This is a genomic window from Maricaulis salignorans (genome assembly GCF_900103475.1).
Taxonomy (GTDB): domain Bacteria; phylum Pseudomonadota; class Alphaproteobacteria; order Caulobacterales; family Maricaulaceae; genus Maricaulis; species Maricaulis salignorans.
On record NZ_FNHG01000028.1, the window covers coordinates 1 to 23,840 of the forward strand.

17 protein-coding genes and 1 tRNA gene are annotated in these 23,840 nt (G+C 60.8%); all 18 read left to right on the forward strand.

The features are described 5' to 3' along the window. The coding region (locus tag BLT42_RS14535) for an EF-Tu C-terminal domain-related protein (RefSeq protein WP_091770313.1) at positions 1-96 on the forward strand (96 nt) is incomplete at its 5' end. A 171-nt stretch (positions 97-267) separates the two neighbouring features. Further along, entirely contained in the window at positions 268-2,415 is a 2,148-nt protein-coding gene (locus tag BLT42_RS14540; protein WP_091771897.1) for a tetratricopeptide repeat-containing sulfotransferase family protein, read from the forward strand. Next, positions 2,416-4,224 (forward strand): tetratricopeptide repeat protein, encoded by a 1,809-nt coding sequence (locus BLT42_RS14545; RefSeq protein WP_091771898.1) that lies wholly within the window; start codon positions 2,416-2,418, stop codon positions 4,222-4,224. It begins immediately after the preceding gene. 374 nt (positions 4,225-4,598) lie between these two features. Continuing rightward, positions 4,599-7,562, forward strand: coding sequence for a TonB-dependent receptor domain-containing protein (locus BLT42_RS14550; RefSeq protein WP_091771899.1), 2,964 nt, complete (start codon positions 4,599-4,601; stop codon positions 7,560-7,562). A gap of 181 nt (positions 7,563-7,743) precedes the next feature. Next, on the forward strand, positions 7,744-7,974 hold the full coding sequence (locus BLT42_RS15035; RefSeq protein ID WP_143024177.1) for a hypothetical protein: 231 nt from the start codon (positions 7,744-7,746) through the stop codon (positions 7,972-7,974). 393 nt (positions 7,975-8,367) lie between these two features. After that, positions 8,368-8,443: transfer RNA gene (locus tag BLT42_RS14555), tRNA-Trp, on the forward strand. Between the two features lie 95 nt (positions 8,444-8,538). Continuing rightward, entirely contained in the window at positions 8,539-8,781 is a 243-nt protein-coding gene (gene secE / locus BLT42_RS14560) for a preprotein translocase subunit SecE (protein ID WP_176780389.1), read from the forward strand. An 11-nt stretch (positions 8,782-8,792) separates the two neighbouring features. Continuing rightward, entirely contained in the window at positions 8,793-9,326 is a 534-nt protein-coding gene (gene nusG / locus BLT42_RS14565) for a transcription termination/antitermination protein NusG (protein ID WP_091771901.1), read from the forward strand. Positions 9,327-9,421: 95 nt separating this feature from the next. Beyond that, the gene (rplK, locus tag BLT42_RS14570) at positions 9,422-9,850 is read left to right on the forward strand and encodes a 50S ribosomal protein L11 (protein WP_091771902.1); all 429 of its coding nucleotides are present in this window, start codon (positions 9,422-9,424) and stop codon (positions 9,848-9,850) included. 4 nt (positions 9,851-9,854) lie between these two features. After that, a complete protein-coding gene (gene rplA / locus BLT42_RS14575; protein ID WP_091771903.1) occupies positions 9,855-10,553 on the forward strand; it encodes a 50S ribosomal protein L1 in 699 nt (232 codons plus the stop codon). 309 nt (positions 10,554-10,862) lie between these two features. Next, complete coding sequence (rplJ, locus tag BLT42_RS14580) at positions 10,863-11,378, forward strand: 50S ribosomal protein L10 (RefSeq protein WP_091771904.1); 516 nt, start codon at positions 10,863-10,865, stop codon at positions 11,376-11,378. 54 nt (positions 11,379-11,432) lie between these two features. Beyond that, positions 11,433-11,804, forward strand: a complete 372-nt coding sequence (gene rplL / locus BLT42_RS14585) for a 50S ribosomal protein L7/L12 (protein ID WP_091771905.1) — start codon at positions 11,433-11,435, stop codon at positions 11,802-11,804. 210 nt (positions 11,805-12,014) lie between these two features. Next, complete coding sequence (gene rpoB, locus BLT42_RS14590; RefSeq protein ID WP_091771910.1) at positions 12,015-16,091, forward strand: DNA-directed RNA polymerase subunit beta; 4,077 nt, start codon at positions 12,015-12,017, stop codon at positions 16,089-16,091. Positions 16,092-16,156: 65 nt separating this feature from the next. Further along, positions 16,157-20,386, forward strand: coding sequence for a DNA-directed RNA polymerase subunit beta' (gene rpoC, locus BLT42_RS14595; RefSeq protein WP_091771906.1), 4,230 nt, complete (start codon positions 16,157-16,159; stop codon positions 20,384-20,386). A gap of 314 nt (positions 20,387-20,700) precedes the next feature. Further along, on the forward strand, positions 20,701-21,072 hold the full coding sequence (gene rpsL / locus BLT42_RS14600) for a 30S ribosomal protein S12 (protein WP_011643738.1): 372 nt from the start codon (positions 20,701-20,703) through the stop codon (positions 21,070-21,072). A gap of 11 nt (positions 21,073-21,083) precedes the next feature. After that, positions 21,084-21,554, forward strand: a complete 471-nt coding sequence (gene rpsG / locus BLT42_RS14605; RefSeq protein WP_091771907.1) for a 30S ribosomal protein S7 — start codon at positions 21,084-21,086, stop codon at positions 21,552-21,554. Positions 21,555-21,590: 36 nt separating this feature from the next. Next, positions 21,591-23,666: an elongation factor G gene (fusA, locus tag BLT42_RS14610; protein ID WP_091771908.1), complete on the forward strand. Its 2,076-nt coding sequence runs from the start codon at positions 21,591-21,593 to the stop codon at positions 23,664-23,666. 52 nt (positions 23,667-23,718) lie between these two features. Then, positions 23,719-23,840: GTP-binding protein (locus tag BLT42_RS14615; RefSeq protein ID WP_233342533.1), on the forward strand; the 122-nt coding region annotated here is incomplete at its 3' end.

The window sequence follows — 23,840 nt, forward strand, 5'->3', positions numbered from 1 at the left end:
ATCGTCCCGATCGCGATGGAAGAGAAGCTCCGCTTCGCCATCCGCGAAGGCGGTCGCACCGTGGGTGCCGGCGTCGTCTCGAAAATCGTCGAATAGTCTGACAGACCCTGTCTGAGTGAAGAGGGCGATCCGCGATGCGGGTCGCCCTTTTTGCTGGCGCGCCGGTCCTGGCGGCGGCCGGGGTGTGTGCAGAGTGGCATTCACCCCCAACCGTGAACGCGGTAAGCATGGCGGCTAGGAACAAGCCGGAAGCGGGGTCTGACGGGCATGGCGAGCACAGCGGATACCGGCGCGGGCGGCGATATTGCCCGCCTTCTCGAACAGGCCAATCAACAGCGCCTCAGCGATGCCTTCGATGCGGCACGGCTGAGCTGTCATGATGTGTTTGCGCGCGATCCGGCCAATGCTCCGGCGATGTGCCTGCTGGGCGTGTGCGATCTGGAGACCGGCGCTATCGAGGCCGGCCGGGCCTGGCTCGACAAGGCTGAGGTGGCCAATCCCGCCCTGCCACAATTGCATCTCTACCGGTCGATCCAGTGGGAAATACTTGGCGAGACCGATCGGGCCCTGGCCTCGGCCACCGAAGCGACGCGGCTGGCACCGGACCTGTTCGATGCCTGGGGACGGCTTGGTGACCTGGCCGGACGCGCCGGCGATTTCGCAATCGCCGCCAATGCCCTGCAACAGGCCCTGAAGGCCGGACCGGAGCATCCGGCGAGACCGCAAATCGCGTTGCGGCTCGCGGGTGCCTGTATCGAATTGTCCGACATTGACGCGACGCGGCGCGCGCTCGATATCGCCGAACAGGGCGGTCTTGAGGGGCATCCGGATGTCTTGCGCCTGCGCACGGCCCTGGCGCGCCAGACTGGCGACTGGGCGGTCATGGAGAAGCTGGCCGAACGCTGGGTCGCGGCGGCCCCCGGCGAGCCGGAAGCGTTGAGCGCGCACGCGCTGGCGCTGGGACAATTGGGCTTTTATGCGCGTGCTGCACGCATCTACCGGCCTGTGGCCGAGGCCGATCCGGAGGTCGCCGACAACTGGGCAGCGCTCGGACGGCTGGTGCTGGGCGCGCGCGATATTCCCGCCGCCGAAGCGTTGTTCGAGCAGGCATTGGCGCTGGATCCGCAGAACGCCGAAGCCGCCTTCGGGCTGGCCCGTGTCCACACTTTCCTCGGCCGGTTTGAGCAGGCCGAGGCGCAGTGCCGCCGCGCGCTCGAGATCGATCCGGGCCATCTGGAAGCCTATGGGCAATTATGCGAAGTCGCGTCGGGACGGTTGAGTGACGAGGAATTGGCGGCCTTGCGCGCCGGGCTTGAAGCTGGCGGGCTGGCCGTCGACCGCCAGGCAATCGGCCTGTTCGCGCTCGGCGATGCCCTGCACCAGCGCAAGCAGCCGCAGGAGGCCTTCCAGGCCTGGTCCCAAGCCAATGCGACCAAGAAGGTCCAGCACGGGCATGCGGTGTCCGGCGGCTATGACCGGGACGCCCAGGCGGCATTGACGGACGCGCTGATCGCGATGTTCGCGGCGCCGGCCGAACTGGCGGCGCTGCCGGAGATCAAGATTGCGCGTCCGATCTTTATTGTCGGCATGCCGCGATCCGGAACAACGCTGATCGAGGCGGCGATTGCGGCCCATGACGAGGTCACGGCGGGCGGTGAATTAAGCGCCATGCCCTTCATTCTGGATGAATTCATCGCCTGGGCCCGGCGTACGGGCTGGACGGGCGGCGAAATCCCGGTGATGCAGCGCATGGCCTGGCGCACGCGCTATTTCTCGCAGCACGCCGAATTCGGTCTCGACCAGGCGCAATGGGTGACGGATAAACAGCCTTCCAATTTTCTCGCCGTCGGCCTGATCCGGCAGCTCTTCCCCGAGGCACCGGTCATCCATATCCGCCGCCGCCCGGTGGAGACGGCATTCTCGATCTTCCGGCGCAATTTCTCGCGGCAATGGCCCTTTGCCCATGATCTGGATGATATCGCGCATTATTACGCGCAGCACGCGCGGCTGTGTGATCACTGGGAGGCGACGCTCGGGCGTCGCTACACGACGCTGCAATACGAAGACCTGGTGGCCGATTTCGAAGCCAGGCTGCGTTATGTCATTGCACGGACCGGTCTGGGGTGGAGCCGCAAATGCCTCGACTTCCATCTCCAGGACCGTTCGGTGATGACCTTCAGCTCGGTGCAGGTGCGCAAACCCGCCTCGACCAAGCATCTCAACTCAACCGCCCCCTATTCTGACGCGCTGGCGGGTTTCGATGCGGCGATCGCGGCGCTGGGCGTTGATCCGGTGACGGGCGCCTGGCGCGGCGAGGCAGGGCAGGAAGAAGCGGTGGCGCCGTCGCGCAGCCGCAAGCGCGGACTGGGTTCGATCCTGGGCAATATGTTCGGCGGCGCGGCACGGGGCGAGTAGATGGCGGCGAGCCTGCAACAGATTGTCCAGATGTTGCAGCGCGGCGATGCGGTGCGCGCCGAGGCCGAATTGAGCGCCATCCTGGCCGTCAGCCCGCAGGATGTGGAGGCGCTGCACCTGCGTGGCCTGGCGCGCGGAAAGACCGGGCAATATGCCGGCGGGATTGCCGATCTGGAAGCGGCCGCGACGCGGCATTCCCAGCCCCATGCCGTGCTCAACAATCTGGGCAATCTGCATCGCCGGTCGGGCCGGCCCGACCTGGCCGTGGCAAGCTACCGGCGCGCCACCGCCGCCGCGCCGGGTTTTGTCGACGCCTGGTTCAATCTCGGTGTGACGCTGGCCGAGACCGGCCAGCCCGATGACGCCGAGCGCGCCTACCGGGCGGTTCTGGCGGTCCAGCCGGGTCATGCCGCGGCCTTGAACGGTCTGGGCAATCTTGCCGTCAAACAGGAGGCACTCGAGGCGGCGCTGGACTGGTTCGACCAGGCGGTCGGGGCGCAGCCGGATGCGGCCTATATCCGCGTAAACCGGGGCTGCCTCTACCGGACGCTCGGCCGGGTCGACGACGCCCTGGCTGACCTCGACCTGGCGGTGAAGCTGGCACCGAAATCCGCCGATGCGCATTATCAGCGCGCCAACAGCTTGCGCAATCTTGGCCGTTTCGATGCCGCGCGGCAGGGCTATCTCAATGCCCTGCAATGTGCGCCCCTGCGCGCCGATATCCATCGTGACCAGGCTAGCCTGGCTTGGGAAATGGGTGAGGGGGCCGGTGCGACACGCTGGCTCGACCAGGTCCTCCAGCAGCAGGCCAATTCCGGCTTGCAGCTGGTGCGTGCCGAAATCCTGATGCGCTCGGGTCAGCCTGAAGAGGCGGAACGGGCAGCCAGTCTGGCGCTCGAGCTGGAGCCTGCCAATGCGCCGGCGCGGGCCCTGCGTGGCGAGTTGCGCAGCCGGCTGGGCAGGCGCGAGGCGGGGCTGGATGATTTGCGTGCGGCCTTCCGCGCCGCCGTCTCGGCGACGGGGGCTGATGCTGCCGATTTTGCAATCCGTCATCAGCTCGTCGAAGCGCTCTTGCCGGCCGGAGAGGTCGAGGAGGCGCTGACCCTGCTCGACGCAGAGCCGGCTCCGGCGCACTTGCAGAAACATGTGGCCCTTCAATCGCTTGCCTGGCGGGTGAGGGGGGATGACCGGTATCGGCGCTTCTACGATTACGACCGGTTTACGGCCAAACGCATGATCGAGACGCCGCCGGGCTATGCCTCGCTGGACGCGTTCAATGCGGCGCTGGCGGAGGACATCAGGCGACTGCACGGTGGCGGAGCCCAGCCGCTCGATCAGACCCTGTTCGGTGGAACGCAATCGGCCGGACGGCTGTGGGACCAGGACAGCGCGGTCATACGATCCCTGGCCGACGCCTTGCTGGATGCCGCGCGGACCTTTGTCGCCGGCCTGCCCGATGACCCCGATCACCCCTTCCTGAGGCGCAAACGCGGCGATCTTGAACTGACGGGCGCCTGGTCGGTCCGGTTGCGGTCGGGCGGTGGACATGTGGATCACATCCATCCAGCCGGATGGATCAGCGCCTGCTATTATGTCGCCGTGCCCGAGAGTGTGATGGCCGGGGAGCGGGCGGGCTGGCTGCGCCTGGGGGCCTCCGGCGTGGCGGGGCTGGACCTGCCGGCCGAGCGCTATATCCAGCCGGAACCCGGCGCCGCGATCTTCTTTCCCTCCTATATCTGGCACGGTGTGGAGCCTTTCGTCTCCGATGAGGTGCGGGTCACCGCGCCCTTCGACCTCATTCCAGCCTGATCGCGGCGTGATACCGAGCGGGTGTTTTTCGGTCTCGCACCTGGATTGCCGCTGACGCGCCATATCCTGGCGCAGCGGCTTACCGGTTTTTCCCCCTCAGCGTGCGCGCGCCGGGTCGAGCGTGTCCTAAAACCACGAAGAATGAGGCAATTGCGCCACACTGCCCTTGAAATGCCCAACTCTGGGCGATGAGACGGCGGTGTGTCATTGACCCCTAGCGAGGCACGCGCCTATTTTGGCACCAAGGCGGGGAATCGTGTGCCCCGTTGAGAGGGGGGAGTCCCACCTGATGAAAAATCAGGGCGTGCTTCCCATTTCATAATCCTTACTCGGAGGGATATAGAGTGAGACGCACTTCTTTGAAGGCTTGCCTGATGGCAAGCACGCTTATTTCCGGCCTGGCTGTAGCGGCCCCGGCAATGGCACAAGATCAGGACGTGGTTACGGTTACCGGTTCGCGCATTCAGCGTACCGATACGATCGCACCAAGCCCGGTCACGAATGTTTCGGCTGAACAACTCGCTGTTGTGAACACCGTCAACACCGAAGACTTCATCAACACCCTGCCACAGGTTGTTCCTGCGTTTGACGCCACGTCAAACAACCCAGGCGACGGTACGGCTACAGTCGCTCTGCGCGGCCTTGGCGCAACCCGCACCCTGGTCCTGGTTGATGGCCAGCGTTTCGTTGGTTCGGGCGTGTCCCAGGTCGTTGACCTGAACAACATCCCGGCTGCCATGGTCGAGAGCATCGACATCGTGACCGGCGGTGCTTCCGCTGTTTACGGTTCCGACGCTGTTGCCGGTGTCGTCAACTTCATGATGAAGGACGACTTCGAAGGCGTTGAGATCACGGCTTCCCAGGAAACCTCGCTTGGCGACCTCGATGCTGACATCACCAACGTGTCGATCACGATGGGTGGCAATTTCGACAATGGCCGCGGTAACGCTGTCCTGTCGATGGGCTACACCAACCGTCAGGCTCTCTTCCAGGGCGATCGCGCATTCTCCGCGCTCACCAATTGGGATCCGGGTCCAGGCAATGAAGCTGCTGGCTTCTACGCTGGTGGTTCGTCCAACATTCCGGGTACCCGTATCCGTGGTGGTGGTTCGACCAACTTCGGCCTGATGAACTACGATGCCAATGGCAATGAAATCGATTCGTCGAACACCAGCTATCTGGCGTCCGATCGTATCTATGACATCTTCCCAGAATGCGGCGCGGGCAATGCCCTGGCTTGCGGCGGTGTCTTCAATGATGGTGGTATCCGTGGCATGCGCTTCGGTGGTGCTACGCCGGACGTGTATAACTACGCTCCAGCCAACTACCTCCAGCTGCCTCAGGAACGCTACAATATTTCGGCGTTCGCAACCTATGAAGTCAACGAGCACCTTGAGTTCTACGGCCGTGGTATCTATGCCAACAACGTCGTCGACTCCCAGCTGGCTCCAACGCCAGCCGGCGTGACCCTCAACGTCAACCTCGACAACCCGAACCTGCCAGCAGATCTTGTTGACCTGCTCGTTGGTGACGTGGATGCCGTGGTGGCAACTGGTCTTGCTGATGATCCGGGTACTGCAGCCGATGAGTCGGTCTACAATCACTCCGGTTCGAACAATGGCGATGGTACTGCCACTGTCCGTATCAGCCGTCGTTTTGAAGAAATTGGCACGCGTAATTCGCTGCGTGACACCAATTCCTTCCAGGTCGTTTTTGGTGCCCGTGGCGCCCTGAACGAAAACTGGAGCTACGACGCGTTCGCAAACTACTCGCGTTCGGCAGTTTCGCAGATCCAGACCGGCAACCTGTCCGTCTCTGCTCTGCAAGACGGCGTCCTCTGCGATGGCGGTCCAACCGCTCTGGCTTCCGGTTGCTCCGCACCATACGTTGACCTGTTCAACGGCCCTGGTGCTATCTCTGCTGCTGGTGCGTCCCACATCTCGCGGACCGGCGCTCAGATCGACACGATCGAAATGTTCCAGACCCAGGCAACGGTCAACGGCGTCCTGCCGATGTTCCAGTCGCCTGCGGCTAACGAACCTCTCGCTCTCGTGCTCGGTGTTGAGTATCGTGAAGCTTCGTCGAACTCGCTGCCTGACTCGGTTCTCGGACCGGACGTTCGCGGGTTCAACCAGGCGCTCCCAGTTGGTGGCACCGTCGACGTCTATGAATTCTTCACAGAAGTCGAAATGCCTCTGATCGAAGATCGTCCTGGCATCCAGTCGCTGTCTCTGAATGCGGCCTTCCGCTCTTCCGAGTACAACACGGTTGGTGGCACCGAGACCTTCGCTGTCGGCCTCGGCTGGGAAGTGAACGATCAGATCCGTCTGCGTGGTAACTTCAACCGCGCTGTGCGGGCACCAAATGTTGGTGATCTGTACCAGCCGCTCGTCAATGGCTTCCCGTCCGCGAAAGACCCATGCTCGGGTGGTTCCAACGGTAGCTATGGCGCTGCAACCATCGACCAGACCTGCGTCGATGCTGGCGTTCCTGCACCGGGTGCAGCAATCCAGGGCAATGCCCAGATGGAAGCCCTGTTTGGCGGAAATCCGAACCTGGACGCTGAAACCGCTGACACCTACACCATCGGTGTGGTGTTGACGCCTGACGCGATCGAAGGTCTGACGATGACGTTGGACTACTACAATATCTCGATCGAAGACGCGATCTCGACCGTTCCGCTGCAGACCCTGCTGAACGAGTGTCACATCGACAATATTGCTGCTTCCTGTACGGCTCTGGCCGGTGGACGTGGCCCGTCGGGTGAGATGGGTGCCAATGGCTTCCTGCCTAGCCTGGTGTCGATCAACGTCGCATCCCTTGAAGCCGAAGGTATTGACCTTCGCGTGGATTACGGATTTGGCGCTGATGTGCTCGGCCTGCCGGGTGACTTCGCAGTCACCTACTATGGCGGCTACACGATCGCTAATAACTTCACGCCTTCCGCTTCGTCGCCAGTCGTCGAATGCGCAGGCTTCTTCGGCCTGGATTGCGGCGAACCAACGCCGGAATACAAGCACTCGATGCAAGCGTCCTGGTATACGGGTCCGTTCACGACCTCGCTCCGCTGGCGTTACATCGGTGCTGTCGAAGCTGACAGCGCCACTGCCCCACAGGTCAGCTCCCTGTCGGACAGCATTGACGCAACCAACTACTTCGATGTGACGTTCCAGTACGACATCAACGATACTTTCACGTTGACGACGGGTATCTCGAACATCACCGATACCGAAGTACCTGCAATCGGTTCGACCTCGACGGAGCAAGCCAATACCTGGCCTGCTACCTACGAAACGCTGGGTCGTCGCCTGTTTGTTGGCGGTACGATGCGCTTCTAATCAACGCTCACGCGTTTGATGGGGAAAGGGCGGTCCTTCGGGGCCGCCCTTTTTCTTTGTGCCCTCGCTCAAACGCGCGAAGCGCCGTGGGTCCGGCGCTTCGGCCGGCGCGCCAGGAGAGCGTGTTCAAAGCCGGCACCCAGGCCGGGCGAGGGCGGGCTGCGGCCCCGGGCTTGCGGCCATGATGGGCCGACTTGCAGCCGACTGGCCCGGCTATCGGGGCCCCGCGGCCGCACCGTCCGGCGCGGCAGCGCCATCCCAAACCGGAATCACGCCCGCCCGGCAGGCGGGCCTGCCTGCTACCCGGTCGGGCGCCGGCATTGTCGTCAGCCAGGCCAAGGCGGCCGTCCAGACGCCCGGCGCGCCGGCTGCCGAGCGCCCCACTGCACGGTGTGCGCCCGGCTGCCTGTGAGGCTCACAGCGAGGCCGCACGGCCGGGCCGCCATTCAGGGCGCGTCCCGGGATGCGCGCCCTCCAGCCTCTGCTGCCCGGCGCTTCGCTGCGCAGGGGAGGCGGGGCCAGTCCAGTGTGCGAACCGGGCCTGGTCTGCCGTCTTGCCCAAGCACCGCCGCGTCCGTCGCCAGATCCAGCAGCGCGCTTGCCCCGCGGGCCCGAAGATTGAACGCGGGCGTGGCTTGACATCGGGCGCGAGCAGGCCGATACCGCCGCTCTTGTCAGCGGGACATGGAATGAAAGCACTCACATCTGCGTTTTAGCTGTTTTCATATGGCGTCACAGGTTGTAGAGAGCTGCGCTTGCGGTGTGGTGGCAGGGATGTCATCACGCTGGTTCGCGTGCGCGATATAGGGGTGTAGCTCAGTTGGTAGAGCATCGGTCTCCAAAACCGAGGGTCGTGGGTTCGAGTCCCTCCGCCCCTGCCATGCCGCGCTGACGGGAAATAGTCCCAACCGGACGATTGAAATGGCGGTCCTGACGGGCCAGATGGAAGTTTATGACGCGGAACAGGAACGATAAGGTGCCAGCCAAGCCCAAGCAGGACGGTGCACCCGCGAAAAAGCGGAGTGTCAACCCGTTCCAGTATCTCGCCCAGGTCCGCCAGGAAGCCCGCAAGGTTACCTGGACGAGCCGTCAGGAGACGATTGTCTCCACCATCCTGGTGCTGATATTGAGCACGATCGCAATTTTGTTCTTCTGGATGGTCGACCTCGGCATCCAGTTCACGGTCCAGAGCCTGTTGGCTCTCGGCGCCGGCGCTTAGGAGGAGGCTGTATGTCTGCCAAATGGTACATCGTGCACGCCTATTCGAACTTCGAGAAGAAGGTCGCGGAGGCTATTCGCGCAGAGGCCGCTCTCCAGGGGCTTGAGGACCGCTTCGAAGAAGTTCTCGTCCCGACCGAAGAGGTTGTTGAAGTTCGCAAGGGTCGCAAGATCAATGCCGAGCGCAAATATTTTCCCGGCTATGTCCTCGTCAAGATGGTCATGTCCGACGACGCCTATCACCTCGTGAAGAACACCGCGAAAGTCACCGGTTTCCTCGGTTCCGGCAATAAGCCGATGCCGGTGTCCGAAACCGAAGTGAAGCGGATCCTCGGTCAGATGGTTGAGGATGCGGAGCGTCCGCACCCGACCGTCACCTATCAGATCGGCGAGACAGTCAATGTCATCGACGGTCACTTCGCCAGCTTCAACGGCGTTGTCGAGGAAGACGATCACGAGAATGCCCGCCTCAAGGTGGCGATCAATATTTTCGGCCGGGCAACGCCGGTCGAACTCGAATACGGGCAAGTCGCGAAAATCGGCTGATCCGTAAGATTGCGGGAGGTGCCGGCGGCAAGACCATGCCGGGCCGTACCGCGAAACCACAGGGCGCCAGTGGCGCCTTTTAAAGGAGTGGGAACATGGCCAAGAAGATCACCGGCTATATCAAGCTGCAAGTGCCTGCGGCAGCAGCCAATCCATCGCCGCCCATCGGGCCGGCGCTGGGTCAGCGCGGCGTCAATATCATGGAATTCTGTAAGGCCTTCAATGCGAAGACCCAGGAGATGGAAAAAGGGATGCCAATCCCGACGATCATCACCGTCTTTTCCGACAAGTCCTTCACTTTCGTCACCAAATCGCCACCAGCCAGCTTCTTCCTGAAGAAGGCTGCGAAGGTCACCAAGGGCAGCACAACGCCTGGCCTGACCTCCGGCGGTACCGTTTCAATGTCCCAGTGCCGTGACATTGCCGAACAGAAAATGAAAGACCTCAACGCGAACGACCTCGACCAGGCGACCAAGATCATCGCCGGTTCTGCCCGTTCCATGGGTCTGCAGGTTACGGAGTAGAACGATGGCGAAACTGGGAAAACGTTTGGCTGCTGCGCGTGAAGGTATTTCGCGCGAAGACGCCTATTCGGTCGACGCCGCTGTCAAGCTCGTCAAGGCCAATGCGAAAGCCAAATTCGACGAAACCGTCGAAGTGGCGATCAATCTCGGTGTTGATCCGCGCCACGCCGACCAGATGGTCCGCGGCGTCTGTCATCTGCCACACGGTACCGGGCGCACCGTCCGCGTCGCCGTTTTTGCTCGCGGCCCCAAGGCCGATGAAGCGACCAAGGCGGGTGCCGATGTCGTTGGTGCCGAGGACCTGATGGAACAGATCCTGGCCGGCAATATCAATTTCGACAAGGTCATCGCGACCCCCGACATGATGCCGATCGTCGGCCGTCTCGGTAAGGTGCTCGGCCCTCGCGGCATGATGCCGAACCCGAAGGTTGGTACGGTCACCATGGACGTCACCAAGGCGATTGAAGCCTCCAAGGGCGGCGCTGTCGAATTCCGTGCCGAGAAGGCCGGGATCGTTCACGCCGGTGTTGGCAAGGCGAGCTTTACCGAAGCGGCGCTGTCTGAAAATGTTCGCGCCCTCGTGGACGCGGTCATGAAGGCGAAGCCGGCCGGTGCCAAAGGGACCTATGTCAAGCGTATCGGTATCAGTTCGACGATGGGGCCCGGCCTCAAGATCGACTCCAGTGATGCTGCTTCAGCTTAAGAGTATTGAATTTCGGTCCGACAGGCTGTAGCCGGTCGGACCGTTCGGGTCTGTATCATGCGTGTTGTGCATGAACCGGCCCACCTGTCCGAGATCACAAGGGGTGCGGCGTTCGCGTCGAGCCTTAATCCAATCCAGGCCTTGTGTGAGACAGAGCGAGATCCCTTCGGCCTTGTTCAAGGCCGTCGGTTCGAGCCCTGGGACAGGAATGCGCCGCGATATGAGCCGTGCCCGTGAGGGGAGTGGATCGTGTCGGGGCGTTTTCAACGGGTCTCCCATGGTGGGGGACTCAGACTAGGGAGTCCGCATATGGATCGCACGCAAAAAGAAGCATCCGTTGAAGAGCTGAAGAGCATCTTCGCCGGTAGCGGATCCGTGGTCATGGCCCAGTATTCGGGTATGACCGTTGCGGAAATGACGAACTTGCGCATCAAACTTCTTGAAGTTGGTGGCACGTTCAAGGTGGTGCGTAACCGCCTCGCCAAAATCGCCCTGCAAGGCCAGCCCGGTGAGGGCGCTGCCGATCTGTTTACAGGTCCGGTCGCGATCGCTTACTCGGAAGACTTTGTTTCGGCGCCGAAGGTTGTGGTCGATTACGCCAAGACCAATGAGAAATTCCTCATTCTCGGCGGGTTCATGGAAGAGAATGTGTTCGATGCCGCTGGCATCACCGCACTCTCCAAAATGCCGTCGCGCGAAGAACTCATCGGTACCATTGCCGCCCGTCTTACGGGTCAAGCCTCTCAGGTGGCCCAGCGGCTCATGTCGCCGGGGCAAGGTCTTGCGGGCGCCGTCGAGGCGATTCGCGAGCAAGCCGCCGCATAACGTCATTCTCCGCATTCGAACCGACAAACCAACGTTTTACAAGGAATTGAACAAATGGCTGATGTAGCTAAACTCTGTGACGAACTTTTGGCCCTGACCATTCTGGAAGCCAAGGAACTCAACGATCTTCTCGAAGAAAAAGGCATCAAGGCTGCTGCTGTTGCCGTCGCTGCCGGCCCTGCCGCTGGCGGTGCTGCCGAGGCTGCTGAAGAGCAGACCGAATTCGACGTCATGCTGGTTTCGGCTGGCGACAAGAAGATCAACGTCATCAAGGAAGTCCGCGGTATCACGGGTCTCGGCCTGAAAGAAGCCAAGGACCTCGTTGAAGCCGCACCGAAAGCCGTCAAGGAAGGCGCCAGCAAAGCTGAAGCTGACGAAATCAAGACGAAGCTTGAAGCTGCCGGCGCGACCGTCGAGCTTAAATAATCACGCTCACGCGTGACAGGGTATGGTGCTCTCGGGCGCGTGGGGTAAACCTGCGCGTCCGTTAGCCCGTCTTTGAGAATTGGCGTTCCCCTACTGCCGTTCCAGGGGAGGCGCATGATCGGTTTCGACGTCAGTCGGGGCCTTGGAACGACGCAGCGCGGGAATTTTTCCCGCATCAGATGCGCAGTGCTGTCTGCGAAGGGAGCCGACATGGGTCTATCGTTCACCGGCAAGAAGCGGATTCGCAAATCATTCGGTCGTATTCCGGAAACTGTTGCGATGCCGAATCTGATCGAAGTTCAGAAAAGCTCTTACGAGCAGTTTCTGATGAAGGATGTACGGGCCAGCGAACGGCCTGACACCGGCTTGCAGACCGTTTTCAAATCGGTCTTCCCGGTCAAGGATTTTGCCGATCGCGCCGTGCTCGATTTCGTGTCCTACGAATTCGAAACGCCGAAGTTCGATACTGAAGAATGCCAGCAGCGCGACATGACCTATGCCGCACCGCTGAAGGTCAAGATGCGCCTCATCGTGTTTGATGTGGACGAAGAAACCGGCGCCCGTTCGGTCAAGGACATCAAGGAACAGGATGTCTATATGGGCGATATTCCGCTCATGACCGACAAGGGCACGTTTATCGTCAACGGCACCGAGCGCGTGATCGTCTCCCAGATGCACCGTTCGCCGGGCGTCTTCTTCGATCATGACCGTGGCAAGACCCATGCCTCCGGCAAATTCCTGTTTGCCGCCCGTATCATTCCTTACCGTGGCTCCTGGCTCGATTTCGAATTCGATGCCAAGGACGTGGTCCATATGCGCCTTGATCGCCGCCGCAAACTGCCGGCGACGACGCTGCTCTACGCGCTGGGTATGGACAAGGAGGAGATCCTCTCCACCTTCTACCAGACCATCAGCTACAAGAGCACGAAGAAGGGCTGGACTGTCCCTTACGTGAAAGAACGCTGGCGCGGCACCAAGCCGGCGCGCGATCTCGTCGACGCCAAGACCGGCGATGTCATTGCCGAAGCCGGCAAGAAAATCTCCGCACGGGCAGCCAACAAGCTGGCCGAAGAGGGGCTTGAGCTCCTCCTGGTCTCCGATGCCGATATCCTGGGCAGCTATATTGCCGAGGACATGGTCAATACGGATACCGGTGAGATCTTCGTCGAAGCCGGTGACGAGCTGACCGAAGAAGTGCTGGAAATCCTCAAGACGACCGGCGTCAAGGCGCTCAACATCCTCGACATCGATCCCGCGACGGGCATCGGTCCCTACATGCGCACAACGCTGGCTGCCGACAAGAATGACAGCCGTGAGCAGGCGCTGGTCGATATCTACCGCGTCATGCGTCCCGGTGAGCCGCCGACGGCCGACACCGCCGAAGCCATGTTCCAGGGCCTGTTCTTCGATTCCGAGCGCTATGACCTCTCCGCCGTTGGCCGGGTCAAAATGAATATGCGCCTCGATCTCGATGCGCCGGACGATATGCGCACCCTGCGCAAGGAAGACATCCTGGCCGTCCTCAAGACCCTCGTGGGTCTGCGTGATGGCCGCGGCGAAATCGACGATATCGACAATCTCGGCAATCGCCGGGTGCGTTCGGTCGGCGAGCTGATGGAAAACCAGTACCGCATCGGCCTGCTCCGCATGGAGCGCGCGATCAAGGAACGCATGTCTTCGGTCGATATCGAGACCGTCATGCCGCACGATCTCGTCAATGCCAAACCGGCAGCCGCCGCGGTGCGTGAATTCTTCGGCTCCTCGCAGCTGTCGCAGTTCATGGACCAGACCAACCCGCTCTCCGAAGTCACGCACAAGCGTCGTCTCTCGGCGCTTGGGCCTGGTGGTCTGACGCGTGAACGTGCCGGCTTCGAAGTCCGCGACGTGCACCCGACCCATTACGGCCGGATCTGCCCGATTGAAACGCCTGAAGGTCCGAATATCGGCCTGATCAACTCGCTGTCGACTTTCGCACGCGTCAATAAATACGGCTTCATCGAGAGCCCGTATCGCCGCGTCGAGAATGGCAAATTGCTCGACCAGGTCGATTATCTCTCGGCGATGCAGGAATCCCGCTACGCGATTGCCCAGGCCAATGCCCACGTCACCGAGACCGGTGAACTCGACAATGAGTTCGTCAACTGCCGTGTTGCCGGCGATGTGACCCTGGTTCCACGCGATGAAGTGAATTATATCGACGTCTCGCCGAAACAGGTTGTTTCGGTCGCTGCGGCGCTGATTCCCTTCCTCGAAAACGATGACGCCAACCGCGCCCTGATGGGATCGAACATGCAGCGTCAGGCCGTGCCACTGGTGAAGGCGGAAGCCCCGCTGGTCGGTACCGGCATGGAAGCTGTCGTGGCCCGCGACTCCGGGGCTGCCGTTGCGGCGCGCCGGACCGGTGTGGTCGAGCAGGTCGATGCGACACGTATCGTGATCCGGGCAACCGAAGATCTCGATGCCGCCAAGTCCGGCGTCGACATCTATCGCCTGTCCAAGTTCCAGCGGTCCAATCAGTCGACCTGTATCAACCAGCGCCCGATCGTGCGTGTGGGCGATGAAGTGATCACCGGCGATATCATCGCCGACGGTCCGTCGACGGATCTCGGTGAGCTGGCGCTCGGCCGCAATGTGGTCGTCGCCTTCATGCCGTGGAATGGCTACAACTTCGAGGATTCGATCCTGATCTCCGAGCGCATCGTGCGCGACGACGTCTTCACCTCGATCCACCTCGAAGAGTTTGAGGTCGCAGCCCGCGATACCAAGCTCGGGCCGGAAGAAATTACGCGTGACATTCCCAATGTCGGCGAGGAAGCCCTGCGCAATCTCGACGAAGCCGGTATTGTTGCCGTTGGTGCCGAAGTGGCCGCTGGCGACATCCTCGTCGGCAAGGTGACCCCGAAGGGCGAAAGCCCGATGACGCCGGAAGAAAAGCTTCTGCGCGCGATCTTCGGTGAAAAGGCGTCCGACGTTCGGGATACATCCCTGCGCATGCCATCGGGTGCCACCGGCACCGTGGTGGAAGTGCGGGTGTTCAACCGTCACGGCGTCGACAAGGATGAGCGCGCGATCTCGATCGAGCGTGAAGAGATCGAACGTCTCGGCACTGACCGCGATGACGAGCTCACCATCCTCGAGCGCAATATCTACCAGCGCTTCGGTGAAGTCCTGCTGGGCAAGACCTCGGTCTCCGGACCGCGCGGCTTCCCCAAGGGCAAGGTGACCCAGGAATCCCTCGACGAGACCCCGCGCTCCCAGTGGTGGCGTATCGGTCTCGATGACGAAAAGGCGATGGCCGAAGTCGAAGCGCTGCAAAAGCAGTTCGACGACAGCCGGGCCCGTTTGGACCGTCGTTTCGAGGACAAGGTCGACAAGCTCCAGCGCGGCGATGAAATGCCGCCAGGCGTGATGAAAATGGTCAAGGTCTTCGTGGCTGTGAAGCGCAAGCTTCAGCCCGGCGACAAGATGGCCGGCCGTCACGGCAATAAGGGTGTTATCTCCAAGATCAATCCGATCGAGGACATGCCCTTCCTTGAGAATGGTGAAGCCGTCGACATCGTGCTGAACCCGCTCGGCGTTCCAAGCCGGATGAATGTCGGTCAGATCCTGGAAACCCACCTTGGCTGGGCCAGCCGTGGTCTGGGCGCCCAGATCGGCGAAGCCTATGAGGCCTACAAGCGCGACGGCAAGATCGAAGCGCTCAAGGTCGAGCTCAAGCGTGTCTATGGCGAAGACAGTGACATGCCGGAGACCGATGAGGGCATTGCCGAGCTGAGCCAGAACCTCAAGCTGGGCGTTCCTTTCGCAACGCCGGTCTTTGACGGTGCCCGCGAAGCCGATGTGACGGAAATGCTGGTCAAGGCGGGTCTCGACCCGTCCGGGCAGGTGACGTTGCATGATGGCCGCACCGGTGAGCAGTTCCGCCGCAAGGTTACGGTCGGTGTCAAGCACCTGCTCAAACTGCACCACCTGGTGGACGACAAGATCCATGCCCGTTCCATCGGGCCGTACAGCCTCGTGACCCAGCAGCCGCTGGGCGGCAAGGCACAGTTCGGCGGCCAGCGCTTCGGCGAGATGGAAGTGTGGGCACTGGAAGCTTACGGCGCAGCCTATACGCTGCAGGAAATGCTGACGGTGAAGTCGGATGACGTGGCAGGCCGGACCAAGGTCTATGAAGCCATTGTCCGCGGCGACGACACTTTCGAAGCCGGCATTCCGGAAAGCTTCAACGTGCTGGTCAAGGAAATGCGTTCGCTCGGCCTCAACGTCGAACTGAAGAACGGCTAAGGCTGCAATCTATACGCGGGGCGGGCTCTGGGCCCGTCCCGTTTACCCTTTTGGGAGACGCCGACATGAACCATGATGTCATGAACATCTTTAATCCGGCAGCCGAAGGCCCAGCCTTCGACCGGATCCGGATTGCCCTTGCCAGCCCGGAGAAAATTCACTCCTGGTCGTTCGGCGAAGTCAAAAAGCCGGAAACCATCAATTACCGGACCTTCAAGCCGGAGCGCGACGGTCTGTTCTGCGCCCGCATCTTTGGGCCCGTGAAGGATTATGAATGCCTGTGCGGCAAGTATAAGCGCATCAAGTACAAAGGTATCGTCTGCGAGAAGTGCGGCGTTGAAGTGACCCTGGCCCGCGTCCGGCGCGAGCGTATGGGCCATATCGAGCTGGCTGCACCCGTCGCCCATATCTGGTTCCTGAAATCCCTGCCATCGCGGATCTCGATGATCCTCGACATGGCCCTGAAGGATGTCGAGCGGGTTCTCTACTTCGAGAATTACGTGGTCATCGAGCCCGGTCTGACGCCGCTCCAGCCCTTCCAGCTTCTTTCCGAAGAAGAATATATGGAAGCCCAGGACGAGTATGGCGAAGATGCCTTCACCGCCGGTATCGGCGCTGAAGCCGTGCGCGAAATCCTGATCAATATGGACCTGGCTGCCGAATGCGAAAAAGTTCGCGTCGACATGAAGGAAACCGGTTCGGAGCTGAAGCTCAAGAAGTACGCCAAACGCCTCAAGCTGATGGAAAACTTCATGACCTCCGGCAATCGTCCCGAGTGGATGATCATGACCGTGATCCCGGTCATTCCGCCTGAGCTGCGTCCGCTGGTTCCCCTGGATGGCGGTCGTTTCGCGACCTCCGATCTGAACGATCTCTATCGCCGGGTTATCAACCGGAATAACCGCCTGAAGCGCCTCATCGAGCTGCGCGCGCCGGACATCATCATCCGTAATGAAAAGCGGATGCTGCAGGAATCCGTCGACGCCCTGTTCGACAATGGCCGTCGCGGCCGCGTCATCACGGGTGCCAACAAGCGCCCGCTGAAATCGCTGTCCGACATGCTCAAGGGCAAGCAGGGCCGTTTCCGCCAGAATCTGCTCGGCAAGCGCGTCGACTATTCCGGCCGTTCGGTCATCGTGGTTGGTCCGGATCTGAAACTCCATCAGTGCGGTCTGCCCAAGAAGATGGCGCTCGAGCTGTTCAAGCCCTTCATTTATGCGCGTCTCGACGCCAAGGGTCTGTCCGGTACGGTCAAGCAATCCAAGAAACTGGTCGAGAAAGAACGGCCTGAAGTCTGGGACGTGCTCGACGAGGTCATTCGCGAACACCCGGTCATGCTCAACCGTGCACCAACGCTGCACCGTCTTGGCATCCAGGCGTTTGAACCGAAACTGATCGAGGGCAAGGCGATCCAGCTTCACCCGCTGGTCTGCGCCGCCTTCAACGCCGACTTCGACGGTGACCAGATGGCGGTTCACGTGCCGCTCTCGCTGGAAGCCCAGCTTGAAGCGCGCACGCTGATGATGTCGACCAACAACATCCTCTCGCCCGCCAATGGCAAGCCGATCATCGTGCCGTCTCAGGATATCGTCCTGGGTCTGTACTATCTGTCGATCGCCAATGATGCCGAGCCGGGTGAGGGCATGGCCTTCGCGACCCGCGCCGAAATGGAAGCGGCGCTCGACGCCGGCTATGTGACCCTGCACTCCAAGATCAAGGCGCGCTGGGAAGGTATTGATGCCGATGGCAATGAAGTGACCCGCGTGATTGAAACCACGCCGGGCCGCAAAATGGTCATCGACCTTCTGCCCAAGCACGAGAAAATGCAGCCTGACCTGCTCGGTGAGATCCTCACCAAGAAGGCGATCGGCGCGCTGATCGACCACGTCTATCGCCACTGCGGCCAGAAGGCGACGGTCATCTTCTGCGACCAGATCATGGCGCTCGGCTTCAAGGAAGCGGCGCGCGCCGGCATTTCCTTCGGCAAGGACGACATGCTCGTTCCCGATGCCAAGGCTGTGCTGGTTGGCAATACCCGCAAGCTGGTTTCCGACTACGAGCAGCAATATGTCGACGGTCTCATCACCAAGGGTGAGAAGTACAACAAGGTCGTCGATGCCTGGGCCAAGTGTACGGACGCCGTGGCTGACGCGATGATGGACGAAATCTCCAAGACCTATGTCGGGGAAGACGGCCGGACCTCGGAAGTCAATTCGGTCTATATGATGGCCCACTCCGGTGCGCGTGGTTCGAAGAACCAGATGAAGCAGCTCGCCGGTATGCGTGGTCTGATGGCCAAACCGTCGGGTGAAATCATCGAGACGCCGATCATCTCGAACTTCAAGGAAGGACTGACCGTCCTTGAATACTTCAACTCCACCCACGGTGCCCGTAAGGGTCTGGCTGATACCGCACTGAAGACGGCGAACTCGGGTTACCTGACCCGCCGTCTGGTCGACGTCGCCCAGGATTGTATCGTTACGGAAGAGGATTGCGGCACATCGCAGGGCTTCCAGATCGATGCCGTGGTCGATGGCGGTGATATCGTCGTTTCGCTCGAGCAGCGCATTCTGGGCCGCACCACGGCCGAGGCGATCATTCATCCGGTGACCGGCGAGACCATCTGCCCGGCCGACAGCTATGTCGACGAAGACCTCGCGGTGGAAATCGATACGGCCGGCGTCCAGAGCGTGTTCGCCCGTTCGCCGCTGACCTGTGAAACCCGCATCGGTGTCTGTGCCACCTGTTACGGCCGTGACCTGGCGCGCGGTACACGCGTCAATATCGGTGAGGCCGTCGGCGTCATCGCGGCCCAGTCGATTGGTGAGCCGGGTACCCAGCTGACCATGCGGACCTTCCACATTGGTGGCACCGCCCAGGTGTCCGAGCAGTCCTTCATCGAAGCCACCCACCCGGGCAAGGTCATCTTCAAGAACCCGGCTATCGTGGCCAATGCGGAAGGCGATCTGATCGTCATGAGCCGCAACATGCAGGTCGCGATTGCCGATACCGAAGGCAAGGAACGCGAATCCTACAAGCTGACCTACGGCACCAAGCTGAAGGTCAAGGAAGGCGACAAGGCCGATCGTGGCCAGCGTCTTGCCGAGTGGGATCCGTATACCGCACCGATCGTTTCGGAAGTCGGCGGTACGGTTCGCCTGGTCGACATTGCCGAAGGTGTTTCGGTCAAGGAAGAAACCGACGAAGCCACCGGTATCGCCTCGAAGGTGATCATCGACTGGCGCGGCAGTGCCAAGGCCAATGCGCTTCAGCCTGCCATCGTCATCCAGGACGAGAGCGGCGAGCCGATCCAGCTGCCAACCGGTTCGATGGCCAGCTATATGCTCGCCGTTGGTGCCATTCTCTCGGTCAATTCCGGCGATACGGTTCGCCCGGGTGACATCGTCGCCCGTATCCCGACCGAAGGTGCCAAGACGCGCGACATTACCGGTGGTCTGCCACGGGTTGCCGAGCTGTTCGAAGCCCGCCGTCCGAAGGATCACGCGGTCATCGCGGAAATCAGTGGCCGCGTCGAATTCGGCCGCGACTACAAGAACAAGCGCCGCATCGCCATCGTTCCTGAAGGCGATGATCAGGAGAAGGTCGAATACCTGGTGCCGAAGGGCAAACACCTCACGGTCCAGGAAAACGACTTCATCCAGAAGGGCGAATACCTGCTCGACGGTCACCCGGCGCCGCACGATATTCTCGCCATTCTGGGCGTCTCCGCCCTGGCCGAATATCTGATCGACGAGATCCAGGAAGTCTATCGCCTGCAGGGCGTGCCGATTAATGACAAGCATATCGAGGTCATTGTCCGGCAGATGCTGCAGAAGATCGAAGTCAAGGATCCTGGCGAAAGCACCTATCTGGCGGCCGAGCAGGTCGACAAGATCGAGTTCATCGAGAACAACGAACGTCTCGAGGCCGAAGGCAAGCGTATTGCGATCGGCGACCCGGTTCTGCTGGGCATTACCAAGGCGTCTCTCCAGACGCGTTCCTTCATCTCGGCGGCCTCCTTCCAGGAAACCACCCGGGTGCTCACCGAGGCGGCTGTACAGGGCAAGGAAGACACCCTGGAAGGCCTGAAGGAGAACGTCATTGTCGGGCGTCTGATTCCGGCCGGTACCGGTGCCATGATGCGCCTGTATCAGCGGGTCGCTGATGAGCGTGATGATGTCATGCTTGCCGAACGCCAGACTGCTGTTGAATCCGAAGGCCTGCCCAGCGAAATCGCTGAAGCCGCTGCGGCTGAAACGGCCGCTGCGTCAGGCGCAGAGACCAACCCAGGCTAGGTTTTCTGACCTTTTGAATACGGAAAGGGCCGCCGATATTTCGGCGGCCCTTTTTTGTTACCGCCGGTTTACCGTACGGCGTTCACAAAAAGTGTGAACCAGCGCTTGACGTATCCGAGTCGCGTGCGTAGTTTCCGGCCTCGTTTTGAGGATGAGCTGTAACCCACGCGGTTAGACGTCATCCACGGTAACGTAAAACCCCTGACGCCGCCGTGCGGGCTTTAGCCCGGACGTCGGGGTCTTTGTTTGCGTCCGGCAAGGCCCTCGGGAATTGCGGGACGTGCTTCTTGAGATCAGAAACGGAAACGAGCGGGATGCCCACAATCAACCAGCTCATACGCAAGCCGCGGAAGGACAAGCCCAAGCGCAATAAGGTGCCGGCTCTTCAGGCTTGCCCTCAGCGTCGCGGTGTTTGCACGCGTGTCTATACGACGACCCCAAAGAAGCCGAACTCGGCTTTGCGGAAGGTCGCGAAGGTGCGTTTGACCAATGGTCATGAAGTTGTGAGCTATATCCCGGGCGAGGGGCATAATCTTCAGGAACACTCGGTGGTCCTCATTCGCGGCGGTCGCGTCAAGGATCTTCCCGGCGTTCGCTATCACATACTTCGCGGCGTTCTGGATACCCAGGGCGTCAAGGATCGCAAGCAACGCCGTTCCAAGTACGGCGCCAAGCGTCCTAAGTAGGAGAGGCGCCCATGTCTCGTCGTCACCGCGCAGAAAAACGTGAAATCAATCCGGACCCGAAATTCGGGGATCGTGATCTCACGAAATTTATGAACTACATCATGCTCGACGGCAAAAAATCCGTCGCCGAGCGGATCGTCTACGGCGCTCTCGAAATTGTCGAGGGAAAGCTGAAGCGCGAGCCAATCAAGGTCTTCCATGAAGCCCTTGAGAATGTTGCGCCGGAAGTTGAGGTTCGCTCCCGCCGTGTTGGTGGCGCGACCTATCAGGTCCCGGTTGAAGTGCGTCAGGAGCGCAAGAAGGCGTTGGCCATTCGTTGGCTGACGACTGCGGCGCGCGGACGCAATGAAAATACGATGCGTGAGCGTCTGGCTGCTGAAATGATGGATGCGTCCGCCAATCGCGGAACTGCCGTCAAGAAGCGTGAAGACACGCACCGGATGGCGGAAGCCAACCGCGCATTCTCGCACTACCGCTGGTAATCCGGCACATACCGACCTGACCCAAGGACTCCAGAAATGGCCCGCGAATATTCGATCGAGGACTACCGCAATTTCGGCATCATGGCTCACATTGATGCCGGGAAGACGACAACGACTGAGCGGGTCCTTTATTATACCGGCAAATCCCACAAGCTCGGGGAAGTCCATGATGGGGCTGCCACGATGGACTGGATGGAGCAGGAGCAGGAGCGTGGCATCACGATCACCTCTGCTGCAACGACCTGTTTCTGGGCCGGCAAGCGTCTGAACATCATCGATACGCCAGGTCACGTCGACTTCACGATTGAAGTCGAGCGTTCCCTGCGCGTGCTCGATGGTGCGGTCGCGCTGCTGGATGCCAATGCCGGTGTCGAGCCGCAGACCGAGACTGTCTGGCGTCAGGCTGACAAATACAAAGTGCCTCGCATGTTCTTCGTCAACAAGATGGACAAGCTGGGTGCGGATTTCTATCGCTCGATCGAGATGATCGAAGAGCGTCTGGCTTGCGTGCCGCTGGCGGTTCAGCTGCCAATCGGCGCCGAGACGGAATTCCGCGGCGTGATCGACCTGCTGACCATGAAGGCGATCGTCTGGGAAAATGAGGGCCTCGGGGCTGCTTACCAGGAGGAAGAAATTCCGGCCGACATGGTTGAGAAGGCCCAGGCCTGGCGCATCAAGATGATCGAGACCATTGTCGATCTCGATGAGGCGGCCATGGAAGCTTATCTCGAAGGCGAAGAGCCCTCCATCGAAACGATGAAGGCGCTGATCCGCAAGGGTACGATTTCGCTCGCCTTCCACCCTGTTCTTTGCGGCACCGCGTTCAAGAATAAGGGCGTTCAGCCCCTGCTTGATGCAGTTGTCGATTATCTGCCGTGCCCGCTGGATATCCCGGCGATCCGCGGCATTGATCTGAAGACCGAGAAGGAAATCGTTCGTCGTCCGCTGGACTCCGAGCCGATGGCCCTGCTCGCCTTCAAGATCATGAATGACCCTTTTGTCGGCTCGCTGACTTTCTGCCGCCTGTATTCCGGTCACCTGGAAACGGGGACGACCGTGCTCAATACGGTCAAGGAAAAGAAAGAGCGCATCGGCCGCATGCTTCAGATGCACTCCAATTCGCGTGAAGACATCAAGGAATGTTTCGCGGGCGACATCGTCGCTATCGCGGGCCTCAAGGACACGACCACTGGCGATACGCTTTGCGATCCCGCCAGCCCGGTTATCCTCGAGCGCATGGTCTTCCCTGAGCCGGTTATCGAGCTGGCGATCGAGCCAAAGTCGAAGGCCGACCAGGAAAAGCTTGGTGTCGCACTTCAGCGTCTGGCTGCCGAGGACCCATCCTTCCGCATGAAGACTGACCTGGATTCCGGTCAGACCATCATTGCCGGTATGGGCGAGCTTCACCTCGACATCCTGGTTGACCGGATGCGTCGCGAGTACAAGGTTGAGGCCAATATCGGCGCGCCGCAGGTGGCTTACCGCGAAGCGCTCGGCAAGGCCGGTCTCGTTGATTACACCCACAAGAAGCAGTCCGGCGGTTCGGGTCAGTTTGCCCGTGTGAAGATCGAGTTCACGCCGGGTGAGCCAGGTTCCGGTTTCGTGTTCGAATCCAAGATCGTTGGTGGTTCGGTTCCGCGGGAGTATATCCCGGGTGTCGAAAAGGGTCTGAAGTCCGTGATGGATAACGGTCTGATTGCCGGCTTCCCGGTGATCGATGTCCACGCCAATCTGGTTGATGGCGCCTTCCACGACGTCGACTCCAGCGTGCTTGCATTCGAGATCGCGGCCCGTGCCGCCTTCCGCGAAGCCAAGCAGCACTGCGCACCGAAGCTGCTCGAGCCGATCATGAAGGTTGAAGTCGTGACGCCGGACGAATACACCGGCGGCGTGATCGGTGATTTGAATTCGCGTCGCGGCCAGATTGCCGGCCAAGAGATGCGGGGCAATGCCACGGTCGTGAACGCAATGGTGCCGCTGGCCAACATGTTTGGCTATGTGAGCAATCTGCGCTCTGCGACACAGGGACGTGCCCAGTTTACCATGCAGTTCGACCACTACGAGGCCGTGCCTAAAGCGGTCGAACAAGAAGTTATCGCGAAGTCGGCCTAAGGCCGCTCTTCAATACCTATTGAAAACGAACGAGAGATTTCGGAGCTAGACCATGGCGAAGGAAAAGTTTCAGCGCACTAAGCCGCACGCGAACATCGGGACCATTGGTCACGTTGATCACGGCAAGACGACGCTGACGGCAGCGATCACGATGATTCTGGCGGAAGCCAGCGG